This window comes from Asaia sp. Ae19-3 (assembly GCF_059801175.1).
Genome location: NZ_JBCHWF010000001.1, coordinates 817,927 through 830,892, shown reverse-complemented (window position 1 = coordinate 830,892; position 12,966 = coordinate 817,927). Strand labels below are relative to the sequence as shown.

The 12,966-nt window shown below is 60.7% G+C and carries 12 protein-coding genes; 6 read left to right on the top strand and 6 right to left on the bottom strand.

Annotation, left to right across the window (positions count from 1 at the left end; all coding sequences use genetic code 11):
- Positions 1-8 precede the first annotated feature (8 nt).
- Both AAID99_RS03595 and purB read right to left on the bottom strand, forming a co-directional pair.
- Positions 9-1,397 carry a sugar porter family MFS transporter gene (locus tag AAID99_RS03595; RefSeq protein WP_188427286.1) on the bottom strand — a complete coding sequence of 463 codons (1,389 nt, stop codon included), beginning with the start codon at positions 1,395-1,397 and terminating at the stop codon, positions 9-11.
- A gap of 101 nt (positions 1,398-1,498) precedes the next feature.
- Complete coding sequence (gene purB / locus AAID99_RS03590) at positions 1,499-2,830, bottom strand: adenylosuccinate lyase (RefSeq protein WP_188427285.1); 1,332 nt, start codon at positions 2,828-2,830, stop codon at positions 1,499-1,501.
- 185 nt (positions 2,831-3,015) lie between these two features.
- On the opposite strand from purB, the gene AAID99_RS03585 reads away from it, so the two are divergent.
- Genes AAID99_RS03585 through AAID99_RS03575 form a run of 3 tightly spaced genes read left to right on the top strand, consistent with a single transcriptional unit; the run spans position 3,016 to position 6,050 of the window.
- The gene (locus AAID99_RS03585; RefSeq protein ID WP_188427284.1) at positions 3,016-3,612 is read left to right on the top strand and encodes a TerC family protein; all 597 of its coding nucleotides are present in this window, start codon (positions 3,016-3,018) and stop codon (positions 3,610-3,612) included.
- Entirely contained in the window at positions 3,599-5,551 is a 1,953-nt protein-coding gene (locus tag AAID99_RS03580) for a lytic transglycosylase domain-containing protein (protein ID WP_188427283.1), read from the top strand. Before AAID99_RS03585 ends, AAID99_RS03580 begins: the two co-directional genes overlap by 14 nt.
- Entirely contained in the window at positions 5,544-6,050 is a 507-nt protein-coding gene (locus tag AAID99_RS03575) for a CinA family protein (protein ID WP_498493162.1), read from the top strand. Before AAID99_RS03580 ends, AAID99_RS03575 begins: the two co-directional genes overlap by 8 nt.
- A 47-nt stretch (positions 6,051-6,097) precedes the next feature.
- On the opposite strand, the gene hmuQ is transcribed toward AAID99_RS03575, so the two are convergent.
- The 4 genes from hmuQ to AAID99_RS03555 are packed head-to-tail and all read right to left on the bottom strand — an operon-like array spanning position 6,098 to position 9,177.
- Complete coding sequence (gene hmuQ, locus AAID99_RS03570; RefSeq protein WP_188427281.1) at positions 6,098-6,412, bottom strand: heme-degrading protein HmuQ; 315 nt, start codon at positions 6,410-6,412, stop codon at positions 6,098-6,100.
- 19 nt (positions 6,413-6,431) lie between these two features.
- Positions 6,432-7,235: an ATP-binding cassette domain-containing protein gene (locus AAID99_RS03565; protein ID WP_188427280.1), complete on the bottom strand. Its 804-nt coding sequence runs from the start codon at positions 7,233-7,235 to the stop codon at positions 6,432-6,434.
- A complete protein-coding gene (locus AAID99_RS03560) occupies positions 7,232-8,248 on the bottom strand; it encodes a FecCD family ABC transporter permease (RefSeq protein ID WP_188427279.1) in 1,017 nt (338 codons plus the stop codon). Before AAID99_RS03560 ends, AAID99_RS03565 begins: the two co-directional genes overlap by 4 nt.
- Positions 8,245-9,177 (bottom strand): heme/hemin ABC transporter substrate-binding protein, encoded by a 933-nt coding sequence (locus tag AAID99_RS03555; protein WP_498493161.1) that lies wholly within the window; start codon positions 9,175-9,177, stop codon positions 8,245-8,247. Before AAID99_RS03555 ends, AAID99_RS03560 begins: the two co-directional genes overlap by 4 nt.
- Positions 9,178-9,336: 159 nt before the next feature.
- Here AAID99_RS03555 and AAID99_RS03550 point away from each other — a divergent pair, with 159 nt between their 5' ends.
- From AAID99_RS03550 to AAID99_RS03540, 3 genes are all read left to right on the top strand, one after another.
- Positions 9,337-11,553 (top strand): TonB-dependent receptor domain-containing protein, encoded by a 2,217-nt coding sequence (locus tag AAID99_RS03550; protein WP_498493160.1) that lies wholly within the window; start codon positions 9,337-9,339, stop codon positions 11,551-11,553.
- A gap of 81 nt (positions 11,554-11,634) precedes the next feature.
- On the top strand, positions 11,635-12,489 hold the full coding sequence (locus AAID99_RS03545; protein WP_498493159.1) for a DUF817 domain-containing protein: 855 nt from the start codon (positions 11,635-11,637) through the stop codon (positions 12,487-12,489).
- The gene (locus AAID99_RS03540; protein WP_498493158.1) at positions 12,486-12,899 is read left to right on the top strand and encodes a ribosomal maturation YjgA family protein; all 414 of its coding nucleotides are present in this window, start codon (positions 12,486-12,488) and stop codon (positions 12,897-12,899) included. Before AAID99_RS03545 ends, AAID99_RS03540 begins: the two co-directional genes overlap by 4 nt.
- Positions 12,900-12,966: the final 67 nt, after the last annotated feature.

The window sequence follows — 12,966 nt, the reverse complement described above, 5'->3', positions numbered from 1 at the left end:
CAGGACCATTACTTGGCTGCAGCCGCTTTTTCACGTGCTATCGGAGCAAATGTTCCGTCACGCAGCGATGCTTCAAGCTGTTCCAGCGAACGGCCACGGGTCTCGGGCACATAGCGCAGGACGAAGAAGAAAGAGAGCGCATTCACGGCAGCGAACAGCCAGAACGTCCCACCGGCACCAAGTGCCTTCACCATGCTGAGCGTGGTGAGCGAGATGATGAGATCGGCGCCCCAGTGGCTGGCAGCAACAAGGCTCATACCCGTGCCACGGCAGGAAAGCGGGAATACTTCGGCACCCACCAGCCAGATTGCGACAGAAAGGCTGCCGACGTTGAAGACCACGTAGCCCACGACAGCGGCGGCGGTGACGAATGCACCCCAGCCATGGGTCTGGCCCGTGAAGAACATGAAGCCAAGCAGCACGAGCGATACGACCGCACCGGGAATCATGCGCAGCATGAGGGTACGACGCCCCCAGGCATCAACTGCCCAGCCACCGAAAGCGACCGTACCGACCATGGAAACACCCACGGCCACAGAGGTCAGAAGCGCAGAGGACTGGCCAAACCCGGCATCGGCGAAAATGGTCGGTGCATAATACATGACCGCGTTGATGCCCGTGAGCTGGCAGAGCAGTGCGATACCGACAGCCGCGATGGTGGCCGGACGCACCCAGGGCTTGAACACTTCGGAAAGCGGCGCCTTCTCGTCATGCTGGTCCTGGATGTCCTGCAGCTCCTGATCGGCTTCCGCATCGCTTTTACGCACGCTGCGCAGCACTTCACGCGCCCGCTCGAATTCGCCCTGCATGGCCAGCCAGCGCGGGCTATTGGGCAGGAAGAGCATGCCGACAAACAGAATGACAGCAGGAATGACACCAAGGCCGAACATCAGGCGCCAGGAGTAATCCTGAAGCAGATAACCGGTAACAAAGGAAATCAGCTGACCGAAGGCAATGGCAAACTGGAAGGCCACCACGAGCGAACCACGGCGCTCCGGAGGTGCGATCTCGGCAATATAGATCGGCACGATCTGGGACGATGCACCGATGGCAAGACCAAGAATGAGGCGCGCAAAGGTCAGGACAAAGACCGAATGCGCGAAAGTGACGATCACCGTTCCGATGAGGAACAGCGTCGCGGCAGCAATGATCGTGCGGCGACGACCCAGCTTGTCAGAGAGAGGGGCGGCCGAGATACAGCCGATCAGCGCACCGAGAATAACCGCCGAGGTGACGATCTCGGCACTCTCCGTCGTGAGCTGGAACTGCGGCGTGAGCTGCAGCAGTGCGGCGGAGATGATGCCAGTGTCATAGCCGAACAGAAGACCGCCGGTAGCGGCGATCACGGCAATGAAATTCGTAAGGGCGTGCCCTCGAGGACGTGGTGTGGAAGCCATTTCGAAGCCTTGGTTTTGGAGATCGTCAGATTTGCATCTTAGATTACAGCAAGGTTACTTCCACACGACAATGCGACAAGGTCAACACCCAATATGTGATCTTAACCAAAAATCTTGTTGAAAATGCGGTCTACGGCAACAAGATGTCGTGTGCTGTCCATTGCTTCATCAAGGATCTTCGCATCGACGCGACCGGCAACTTCCGGATCGCGGTCGAGATTCTCGCGGAAGCTGCGCCCGTCAGGCTGGCCAAGCTTGGTCCAGGTCTCCATCGCGTTGTGCTGGACGATACGATAGGCATCCTCACGCGAAATACCCGAGCGAGCCAGAGCCAGCAGCACTTCGCCTGAATGCACGACACCGCCGAGCGATTCGAGATTGGCCATCATGCGATCCGGATAGACCACGAGCTTGTCCATCATCCCGGCCAGACGCATCAGGGCAAAATCGAGACCGATTGTCGCATCGGGGCCGATATTGCGCTCGACAGCCGAGTGGCTGATATCGCGCTCATGCCACAGGGCCACGTTTTCAAGCGCAGGCACCACGTGCGAGCGGATCAGACGGGCAAGACCCGTCAGATTTTCTGAGAGCACCGGGTTGCGCTTGTGGGGCATGGCCGAGCTGCCCTTCTGGCCGGGATGGAAGAACTCTTCCGCCTCGCGCACTTCTGAACGCTGCAGATGGCGCACTTCAACGGCCAGACGCTCGATGCCACTGGCAATCACGCCGAGCGCGCAGAAAAACGCGGCATGGCGATCACGCGGGATCACCTGGGTCGAGACGTCTTCAGCAACGAGGCCGAGACGGTCGGCGACGAAATCTTCGACGCGCGGGTCGATATGAGCATAGGTGCCGACAGCGCCCGAGATGGCACAGATGGCAATTTCCTTGCGGGCTGCCAGAAGGCGCTCACGATTACGGGCAAATTCGGCATAGTGACCCGCAATCTTCAGGCCAAAGCTGGTAGGTTCCGCATGGATGGCATGCGAGCGGCCGATCGTGACCGTATCCTTGTGAGCGAATGCCTGCTTCTTGAGAGCGGCGAGTACTGCGTCGAGATCCTGCAGAAGGAGGTCGGTCGCCTGAACGAGCTGCACCGAAAAGCAGGTGTCAAGCACGTCGGACGAGGTCATGCCCAGATGCACAAAACGGCTCTCCGGCCCGATTTTCTCGGCAAGCCAGGTCAGGAAGGCAATCACATCATGTCGGGTAACGGCTTCGATCTCGTCGATACGCGCGACATCTGCCTCGGAGAAGGCAGCCATGGCGGCATCGCCGCGCTCACGAATGACCTTGGCGGCCTCTTTCGGCATGTCACCCAGTTCTGCCATGGCTTCACAGGCCAGAGCTTCGATCTCGAACCAGATGCGGTAGCGATTGATGGGCGACCAGATAGCGGTCATTTCGGGGCGGCTGTAACGAGGCACCATGGTCGGGCAAACTCCTTGATAGGATCGACGCAACACGCAAGGACGGGTCGAAAAGAGGCCCCCTCTTACCTCAAGATGCCGCCGGGGAACACTCTTTGATCGGGCCGCGCCAACGCACGGAGCGAATTGCGCTCGATCGGCGCTTTCTCTAGCATTGTTCGGATTGAGAAATTCTGGAGGTTGATGTGGCGCCTGATCTTACCTGGCACGCCCTTATTGCGCTTGCACAGGTCGTTCTGATCGACATCACCCTCGCGGGAGATAACGCCGTTGTTATCGGCATGGTCGTACGGGGCCTGCCAGCGCAACAAAGGCGCAAGGCCATTCTGGTCGGTGTCGCTGCGGCGGCTCTCATGCGCATCGCACTCGCGCTTGTCGCCTCACGCCTCTTGTCCGTACTCGGCCTCACCCTGGCAGGCGGCCTGCTTCTGCTCTGGGTCTGCTGGAAAATGTACCAGGAGTTGCGTCATCCCGAGGAAATGTCGGGAGAGGCCAAAAGCGGGTCATTGTCCAAGGCGATTTTCAGAATCATCGTCGCCGATCTCTCGATGAGCCTTGATAACGTACTGGCCGTGGCTGGTGCCGCCATGGGACACCCTTACGTGCTTGTGACTGGCCTCGCCTTCTCTGTCGTGCTGATGGGAGCTGCGGCGACGCTGGTAGCCAATCTGCTGAACCGCTACCGCTGGATCGCCTGGCTCGGCCTCGCCATCGTCGCCTTCGTCGCGTGCGAGCTGATCTATAAAGGCAGCATGGAGGTTGCGCATCATGTCGCGGGTTAAGGCATTTCTCCTGACCGGATCGCTCATTCTTCTGACAGGATGCAGCTCTCACGCCCAGGAGCAGGAGACGCCCTCCGCCGCCTCTGAGGCCCTCGGACAAAATGATTCGGCCCCCGAGAGCCTTGCCTCCCCCTCCGGTGCTGCGAGCACGGATGTCGCGACCCGTCTCGATCAGTGGCTCGCGCTCGTTCAGGCCACGACGCCGCCCAGCGCCAGCGCCTATGCCGATTTTCTGGATCAGACGCCAAGCTGGCCCGAGCGCGCTGTCATGATGGCCCGCTATCAACAGGCACTGGCCACCCGTGCAAGCGATGCAGAACTCCCGCAGCTTTGCCCGCGTGAACCCCTGACAGCCGTACAGGCTTTCATGCGCTGTGCGACGCTCCTGCCCGATGCTGCCAGCCAGGCCCGACGAATTTGGCGCAACGGGGCCGACCGCGAGACTGATTCGAGCCTTATCCTTGCAGAATACAGTGCGTCACTCACACCCGATGATCACTGGGCCCGTTTCCAGCGCCAGATCCGCACGCGACAATTCACCGCAGCCGGGCGGCAGGTCTCCCTTCTGGCGCCACAACGTCAGGCGGGTGCTCGCGCCCTGATCGCCCTGCAATCCAACGCAGCCGACGCCGCCTCGCAATTTGCCGCCCTTCCCGCTTCACAGCGTGCCGAACCCCAGATCATGATCGCGCGTCTGAGGCAGCTGCGCCGCGCCCCTGATCTCGATTCAGCCTATGCGCTCTGGCAGGAAGAAGGCTTTGCAGGGCAGAAGCGCGCGCCGTCATCCGAGTGGACCAATGAACGACTGGCTCTCGCCCGCTCCTTCCTGACCCAGGGCTCGGTGCCCCAGGCGCGGGCCCTGGCCGATGATACAACGCTTTCGACAGGCTCCACCTCGCGGCTCGAGGCCTCCTTCCTGCGCGGCTGGATTGACCTGCGCTTTCAGAAGAACCCGGCCCTGGCGAGACCCGCCTTTGCTGAGCTGTCGCGACAGACCAGCCTGATCACGAAGAGCCGCGGTTATTACTGGCTCGGGCGCAGCTTCGCTGAAGAAGGCATTAGCAGCCAGGCCAGCGCGGCCTATCGTCAGGCGGCCACCATGCCGACGACCTATTATGGTCAGCTGGCGTTGGCTACTCTGGGCGGTCATGATGATACGCTGATTCCGGGTGGCAGCGATGTGGCCGGCCTCGCCACGGCGCTCAGCCGTCTTCCCGCCCTGCAGAGCGGCGGCATCTCACGCGCGGATCTGATCGAGGCAGCGCGGCTGCTTCATGAACGTGGCGATGACGATCATGCCCGTGAGTTCCTGATGCTCGGCTATAGCGCGGTGCAGGACGCCCCGGGCCAGGCCGCTCTGGCCCGGTTTGCGCTGTCTATCGGGTCACTGGAGCCCGCTGTCTTTGCTGCCCGCCGCACAGGCAGGCTGGGTTCAGCGCTCTATCCGGAAGGCTGGCCGGTTCTCGATGCCGCCCAGGCGGAGGGAGACTCCCTGCCCCATGGTCTGGCACTGGGTGTCGCCCGTCAGGAGAGCAGTTTTGACGCGCATGTCAGCAGTCCTGCGCGTGCTATCGGCCTGATGCAGCTGCAAACCGGCACAGCGCAGGATGTTGCCCGTCGCGCTGGCCTGAGCGGCATCGATACCAGCGCCAGTGGATTGCGCGACCCCGCCACCAATCTTGTTCTGGGGCGCACCTATCTGTCGCAGCTCATGACGCGTTTCAATAATGTCGTCCCGCTGGTTCTCTCGGCCTATAATGCCGGGCCTCACCGCACCGATCTCTGGCTGGCCAGTCAGCCTCTCCCGCAGCCCTTGACCCAGGCAGGCATGATCGACTGGATCGAGGGCATTCCTTACGAAGAGACACGCTCCTACATCCAGCGTGTGGAAGAGAACATGGCGCTCTATCGGGTTCTGGAGAAAAACTCCCATGGCTGATGTCCCGGCAGTTCCCCGCTCTCTTAGCGATCAGGCCAGTGAGGTGCTGCAGGCCTTGCGCAGCCGGGGCGACCGTCTCGTCACTGCTGAAAGCTGCACGGGGGGACTGATCGCAGCAACCCTGACAGCCCTTGTCGGATCGTCAGACGCGGTCGAGGGAGGCCTCGTAACCTATTCCAACGCCATGAAGATGTCGGTGCTCGACGTGGCCGAAACGACCCTGGCATCGCATGGGGCTGTCAGCGAGGCCGTAGCGGTCGAGATGGCGATGGGCGCGCTGGATTGCGCCCAGGATGCGACGATAGCGGTTGCGGTGACAGGCATTGCCGGGCCGGGTGGTGGAACAGAAGCCAAACCGGTTGGCACTGTCTGCCTGTGTGTCATGCAAGGCGCAAAGACACCCCAGCGTGAAACGGCTCACTTCGCGGGAGATCGCGAGGCGGTGCGTCTCGCAACAGTCAGCCGGGCCTTCGAGATGATTCTCAAGGCACTTAGCTGAGCTGAAAACACCCGGCCATGCGCGGCCGGGTGCATCGGGTAACAAGATCAGTTATCGATCTGCTGAACCACCTCAAAGCCTTCAAAGACCGGCGGGCCAAGAGTCAGGGGCTTATTGCCACCGGCGCCGGCATGAGCCTTGCGGAACTGCTCAGACTGGGTCCAGGCCTTGAAGGCTTCCTGAGATTCCCAGACCGTGTGCGACGACCAGAGAATATGGTCATCCTTGACTGGCCCGCGCAGCAGCGCGAAGGATTTGAAACCGGGTACGGTTGTCAGCAGCACTTCACGGTCGAGCCAGCGCTGGCGAAACGCGTCTTCGCTCTCGGGAAGAACCTGAAACCTGTTCATTGCGATATACATCGACGATACCTTTTTGACTTCATGATGAACCGGGCAGAATGAGATCATGCGGCAGCAGAAATGGCCGCCCAGTCTCACCGTGATGCCCCAGAACCGTATCAGAAAGACCGAATACGTCCGAGAGCATTCTGGATGTAATGACCCTGTCGGCGGGGCCGGATGCATAGACTCGCCCCTGATCCAGAACCACGATACGATCGGCAAAGGCAGCCGCCCAGTTCAGGTCGTGCAATATGGCCAGACACGCCCCACCCTTGCCACTATGCGCCCGTGCCAGAGACAGGATGAGTCTCTGACGGGCGATATCCTGCGCCGAGACAGGCTCGTCCAGCAGCAGGTATCCCTTTTCGCTGCGCCAGCGCAGCTGAACCAGAACGCGCGCCAGATGCGCACGCTGGCGTTCTCCTCCAGAAAGCGTCGTGACATCGCGCTCAGCGAAAGAGGCAAGACCAACCTCGCCCAGCGTCTGGTCGACCAGCAGGTTCAGCCTCTCCCGGGCCCCAGCCCCGTGCCTCTCCGCCACGCCGAACCGGGCAAGCTCTCCTACCGAGAAGCGGGCCTCAAGGCTCTGGTCCTGCGTGAGCATGGCCCTTTGTGCAGCAAGTTCACGGGGCGAACAGGTGCCAATGCCGCGCCCGTCGATCTCGACATACCCCTCGCAGGGGGCGAGCAGCCCCGCTGCCACACGCATGAGAGTGCTCTTGCCTGCGCCATTCGGGCCAATCACGGCAACAAACTCGCCCGGCGCGACAGTCATGGCGACCTGATCGAGCAAGGCCCTGCCCTGACGCCTGACGGTGATGTCTCTCAGCATGAGTGTCATGCCGGAATATCCTGATCGCCGCGACGCATCAGAAGCCAGATGAATATCGGTGCCCCCAGACCTGCCGTGATGATCCCGACAGGCACGTCAGACGGGATGGCAATCAGACGGGCCAGCGTGTCAGAAAGCACCAGAAGCAGAGCCCCCAGCAAGGCGCTGCCGGGGATGAGAAAGCGATGATCCGGCCCGCTGGCCAGCCTGACCAGATGCGGCACGATGACACCGACAAACCCGATCACCCCAGAAAAAGCGACGGCAGGACCGACAGAAAGCGTAACGGCGACAAGGCAGAGAAATTTGACCCGCCCCACGCGACACCCCATGAGGGCGGCATTCTCTTCCCCCAGAAGCAGCAGATTGAGTGGCCGCGCGAGCGCCATCAGCAACACGAGGGAAGAGAGCGTAAACGGTGCCAGAATTTCGATTTCCTGCCAGCGCACCCCGGCCAGACTACCCATCGTCCAGAAGGTCAGATCGCGCAGGGCGGCATCATTGGCGCGATAGAGAAGAATCCCCGTAGCGGCAGAGGCAAGCGCACCCAGCGCGACCCCTGCAAGAACGAGGCGCGACGTCGACACCCTGCCCTGGCGTGTTGAAAACCGCTGGAGAATGCCGGTCATGACACAGGCACCGAGCATTCCGCCCGCCGGTATGCCCCAGCGCGCCATGACCCCTGGACCGAACCAGATTACCCCCTCGACGATCATGACGGTCGCACCGAGTGCGGCGCCGGAAGAGACACCGATCAACCCGGGGTCAGCCAGTGGATTGCGAAACAACCCCTGCATCACCGCCCCTGCGGCCCCGAGCCCCGCCCCGACCAGCACAGCCAGCACGATGCGTGGCAGCCTGATGCCGAGCACGATCAACCTCGAGACAGCAGGATTATCGACACCGCCGGGATGGATACCAAAGCCGGTCGCGCCAGACGCCAGAGAGAGCAATACGCTGGCAACCAGCGCCAGCGAGAGAAGCGTAAAGGCGGGCACTATGGGGAGACGCGAGACGCTCATGCAGGCTGGGTATGGCTCACGATCTGCTGCGCAAGTTCGAGCGCAGCTTCTGCCGTACGTGGGCCAAAGCCAAGCAGCTTTTCGCCTTCCATATCGATGATGGCTTTCTTCTGCCCGGCTGGAGTCAGCATGACAGCCTCATCGGCGAGAAGCGCATCGCGCATGGCCTGCCCACCCTGGCTCATCATCAGGATCACATCCGGCTTGAGGGCAATCAGAGCCTCGCGCTCGAGCGCCTTGTAGCCCTTCATGTCCGCACCGGCATTTGTGGCGCCGGCAAGGGCAATGATGGCATCGGCGGCGGTACCCGTGCCTGCCGCCATCGGACGCCCGTTCACCACACGCATGACGAACAGGACACGCGCCTTTTTGGGGTGGAGTTCTGTCCAAGCCCTGAGTGTGCGCAGCTGGTTGTCAAAGCGCACGACCATTGCCGCGCCCTTTTCCTCTTCCCCGATAATGCGGGAGAGTGTGAGCATGCGGTTGCGCACACCGTCGAGCGATGGCGTTGCATCGACCATCACGATCGGGGTGGAAGATTCCATCACCTGATCGATCGCATTCGCTGGTCCCGAGTCATTCATCGCGAGAACAAGGTCGGGCTTGAGCGACAGAATACCTTCGGAAGAAAGCTGGCGCATATAGCCGACCGATTTCTTCTCGCGCAGGGCAGACACAGGATAGGTCGAGGTGATGTCGACCCCGATAATGCGATCTGCGGCACCAAGGGCATAGAGCGTCTCGGTAATCGTGCCGCCAATCGAGACAATGCGCTGCATCGACCCCAGCGTGACCCGCCTGCCGCGGCAATCCTCGATCTGGACACTGCGTTTTTCCCCCGCCCGGGCCGAACGCGCGGCTGCGCTCGTCACGCCGGTTGCAAGGGCGGAAAGCCCGAACTGACGCCGACTGAACAATCTGATGCTCATGAGCCCTCCCTCATCCCTGCTGTCATGGGTCGCAGGCTGTTGCCTCTTTCCCTCACCTGACGCGGCGGAGCTTTAAAGGAAGTTTTTACACCTTGCAAGTGAGAGTCATTCTCAATAAGCACTCGCACCGTTCCATTAACGTTTCGTAGGGCCGAACTGATGATCTCAACCCGCCAGGTGCTTTCCCTGTCTTCCGCGCTTGCCATGATCACCCTCCTTACCGGGCCTGCGCAGGCTCAGGATCGTGACACAGGCATCCAGGACCAGACCAAGGCAGGACAACGCAGCGCCTCCAGCAGCAGCACGACAGGCACGACAAAACCTGCCGGGGCGGTACGGAAACAGGCGACAAGCACAGGCAGGTCATCATCGGGTGATATCGCGCTACCCAGCGTCAAGGTGCATGGCGACAACGATCTGGTCGTGCCCCAGGCAAGCGCCACACTGACCCGCAGGGACATGCTGCGCGTCAATCCGACCGAGCCCTATATGGTCCTGACCGGGCTGCCTGGCGTGTATTTCGAGAATGACGGCTCTCCGTCCCTCGCCATCTCCATCCGTGGCATGCAGGATTTTGGCCGCGTGAACGTGATGGTCGATGGCGCAAGGCAGGATTTCCAGACAAGCAGCCATGGCGCCAATGGCAGCGTCTATGTCGATCCCGCCCTGCTGGCTGGGCTCGATGTGTCACGCGGCACCGTTGCGACGGCTGATGGTGCAGGCGCCATCGCCGGTGTGGTGAACATGCATACGCTCGGCGTGGACGACATCGTCGACTCAGGCAAGCGCTATGGTGTGATGGCGCGCGCGCTCGGCGGCTCAAACAATTATGACGGGTCGGGCATGGTCGGCGCCGGCGTGCGTGTACGCCCCTGGCTCGGTATTGCCGCCGCCTTCAGCATGCGCAGCTCCGGCAATTACGAAGATGGTGCAGGCACCCGCATTCCTGACACCTATCAGCGCATGCAGTCGGGTCTGTTCAAGATCGATATCAAGCCCGGCATGGATCAGAGCCTGACGCTCGGCACGGTGATCTATCATAACCAGTTCGGTCAGGGCACCGAGGGCATTGCAGGCGCCAACAAGATCCAGAACAACCAGGGTAATATCGAATATCGTTTTACCCCGCACGACAACAAGCTCGTTGCCCTGCACGTCAAGGGCTATGTCGTTTCCACGGGGCAGGATAACGCGATGCCCTCCTATCGCGCGCTCACCATCGCTGCGGCCAACATGACCAAATACAATCTGACGACACTCGGCTTCGAGGCCGATAACACGTCGCAGTTCGGTCTTGGTCCGGTTCTTGCCTCACTGAATTACGGTGGCGAGTATTATCACGACAAGGTCGATACTAAGGACCAGACAGGCTATGCCGGATCGACCCCTTCGGGCGGACGTGGCGTCGGCAGCGCCTTCACGCAGCTCGCACTTAACTGGAAGATCGTCCAGCTGACCGGTGCCCTGCGCTATGACAGCTATCACGCATCGGGCAGCGGCGTGAATCTCGCCTCGGGCTTCACCTCCGTCGCAGCCGGTGCCTTCCACAGATCGAGCGGTTCGGATGCGGTTAATCCGAAAGTGACCCTGGCCGTCACACCGGTACACGGGCTTCAGCTCTATGGCAGCTACGGCCTTGGTTTCCGCCCGCCTGCCATGACCGAGCTGTTCATGGCCAGCTCACATCCCGGGCTCAGCTTCCTGAATTTCATCCCCAACCCGAATCTCGCCCCTGAGCAGACCTATGGCTGGGAACTCGGCGCCAAGCTGCATTATCGTGACGTGCTGATGGATGGAGACAAGGTCGAATTCGACGGCGACTATTTCGATACACGCATCAAGAATTACATCGCCCAGACCCGCGTGATCGGTCGCCCGGCCGCAGGGTCCTATATTCCGACATACGGCTATTTCTACCAGAATATGGCTGGCAATACCTTAACCCATGGTTTTGAAGGCCAGGCGAAATACGACAACCGCTTCGTCTTCGCGACCCTGTCCTACACCAACACCACGACCAAGCTGCCCTATGCCGATTACACCGGGTTTGGCGCGCTCCTGACCACGCCACCGCGCTCGGTTCTGGCGGGCACGGTCGGTGTGCATCTGCTCGACAACAAGCTTTCCATCGGCGGCCGCATCCGTGCAGCCACCCAGACGCTCGGACGCCCATCGAGCGCAACAGCGCTATACCCCAAGCAGGGGGGTTATGTGGTGTTCGATCTGTTCGGGTCCTACCAGCTCACCAAACAGATCCAGATGTTCGTCAATGCGGATAACGTGACCAATCGCCGCTACTACACCAGCGCCATCTCGACCATCCCGAACCAGGGACTCACGGTTATGGGCGGTCTGAGCTTCGCTCTGTCGCGCTGATCTGTCACAGTAACGTTACGTGCCCTTGTATAGGGGCACGGGCTGCGGCAGGAGCGGATCAAAAAGCAAGGATCCACTCTCATGCCCGCCACCGAAACGCACTCGACCCAAACCAGCCTGGAAGACAGGCTGGGGCGCTGGGTCAGGCGCTATCTGCACGGGTTCTGGGGCATGTTTGTGCTCTTCGTGCTCAAACAGGGATGGGCCTGTCTCTTCGGCGGGCTCCTTCTGGGGGCCATTCTCGCCTCGCATTATCTCTGGTCGCCGGACTGGCCGATACATCGCTATGATGCGCTGTTCATCTTCGCTCTGGTGACACAGGCCCTGTTTCTGCTGTGCGGTCTCGAGACGCGACAGGAGGCCATGATCATCCTGGTCTTTCATCTGACCGGCACCGCCATGGAGTGGTTCAAGGTGTCTGCGGGGTCATGGGCCTATCCCGAGCCCGGTTTTTTCAAGCTCATGCATGTCCCGCTGTTTTCCGGCTTCATGTACGCCTCGGTCGGCAGTTACATGGCGCGCGTCATCAGGGTCTTCGACATGAGCTTCGTGCCCTATCCGCGCTTTGCTCTTTCCCTGACACTGGCGCTCGCCATCTACGCCAATTTCTTCACGCATCATTTCCTGCCCGATCTGCGCTGGGGGCTGGTTCTGGCCACGCTTGTTCTCTATGGCCGCTGCTGGATACGTTATCGTATCGTGGGCACGCATTTCTGGCGCATGAGACTGCCACTGGCAGCCTTCTTCTCAAGCATCGCCCTCTGGGTTGCAGAGAATATCGGCACTTTTACCGGCACCTGGCTTTATGCCCATCGGCACTTCACCTGGGTGGTGCATCCGCAGAAACTGGTTTCATGGTACCTGCTTCTCTATGTGGCTTTCATTACCGTTACCCTGCTCCTCCGCCCCGACAGGGCAACCACTGACAGAGCATGAAACGCCGCCGACACAACCAATTGGGCCGAACGCGTCTCATCCTGACGACGGGCATGATTATCGCGGCGGGTCTTGTCTGCCGCCTTGCTCCTCTGGGGCTTGACCCATTTGCAAGAAAATGGAGCGGCTCGCTATTATGGGGCGCGCTTTTCTGGTGCCTCGCCGCCTTCGTCGTGGGGGGCGACAGACGGTTGTCGCGACTGACGCTCGCCATTTTCGGCTGTTTTGCGAGTGAGACACTCAAACTGGTCCATATCGCACCTTTGGATACCCTGAGAAGAACCGCCGCTGGTGGCTTTCTGCTCGGACATGTCTTCTCTTGGTACGATATGGCGGCCTATCTCGCCGGTATCATTCTGATGGAGCTCGCAAGCGCTATTTCCGTAGTGAGAAGACGGTCTCGTCCATAGATCATCCGGGCAATTGCGTCACACAATCCGCCGCGGTTCGTGAGAGCGGTAAAAGACAGAACAATGA

Bases quoted from the DNA above. Each gene is read 5' to 3' on its own strand.
- AAID99_RS03545 (WP_498493159.1), top strand. From the start codon at position 11,635: ATGCCCGCCACCGAAACGCACTCGACCCAAACCAGCCTGGAAGACAGG.
- AAID99_RS03550 (WP_498493160.1), top strand. From the start codon at position 9,337: ATGATCTCAACCCGCCAGGTGCTTTCCCTGTCTTCCGCGCTTGCCATG.
- AAID99_RS03580 (WP_188427283.1), top strand. From the start codon at position 3,599: ATGTCGCGGGTTAAGGCATTTCTCCTGACCGGATCGCTCATTCTTCTG.
- AAID99_RS03575 (WP_498493162.1), top strand. From the start codon at position 5,544: ATGGCTGATGTCCCGGCAGTTCCCCGCTCTCTTAGCGATCAGGCCAGT.
- purB (WP_188427285.1), bottom strand. From the start codon at position 2,830: ATGGTGCCTCGTTACAGCCGCCCCGAAATGACCGCTATCTGGTCGCCC.
- AAID99_RS03540 (WP_498493158.1), top strand. From the start codon at position 12,486: ATGAAACGCCGCCGACACAACCAATTGGGCCGAACGCGTCTCATCCTG.
- AAID99_RS03595 (WP_188427286.1), bottom strand. From the start codon at position 1,397: ATGGCTTCCACACCACGTCCTCGAGGGCACGCCCTTACGAATTTCATT.
- AAID99_RS03565 (WP_188427280.1), bottom strand. From the start codon at position 7,235: ATGACACTCATGCTGAGAGACATCACCGTCAGGCGTCAGGGCAGGGCC.
- AAID99_RS03560 (WP_188427279.1), bottom strand. From the start codon at position 8,248: ATGAGCGTCTCGCGTCTCCCCATAGTGCCCGCCTTTACGCTTCTCTCG.
- AAID99_RS03555 (WP_498493161.1), bottom strand. From the start codon at position 9,177: ATGAGCATCAGATTGTTCAGTCGGCGTCAGTTCGGGCTTTCCGCCCTT.
- hmuQ (WP_188427281.1), bottom strand. From the start codon at position 6,412: ATGTATATCGCAATGAACAGGTTTCAGGTTCTTCCCGAGAGCGAAGAC.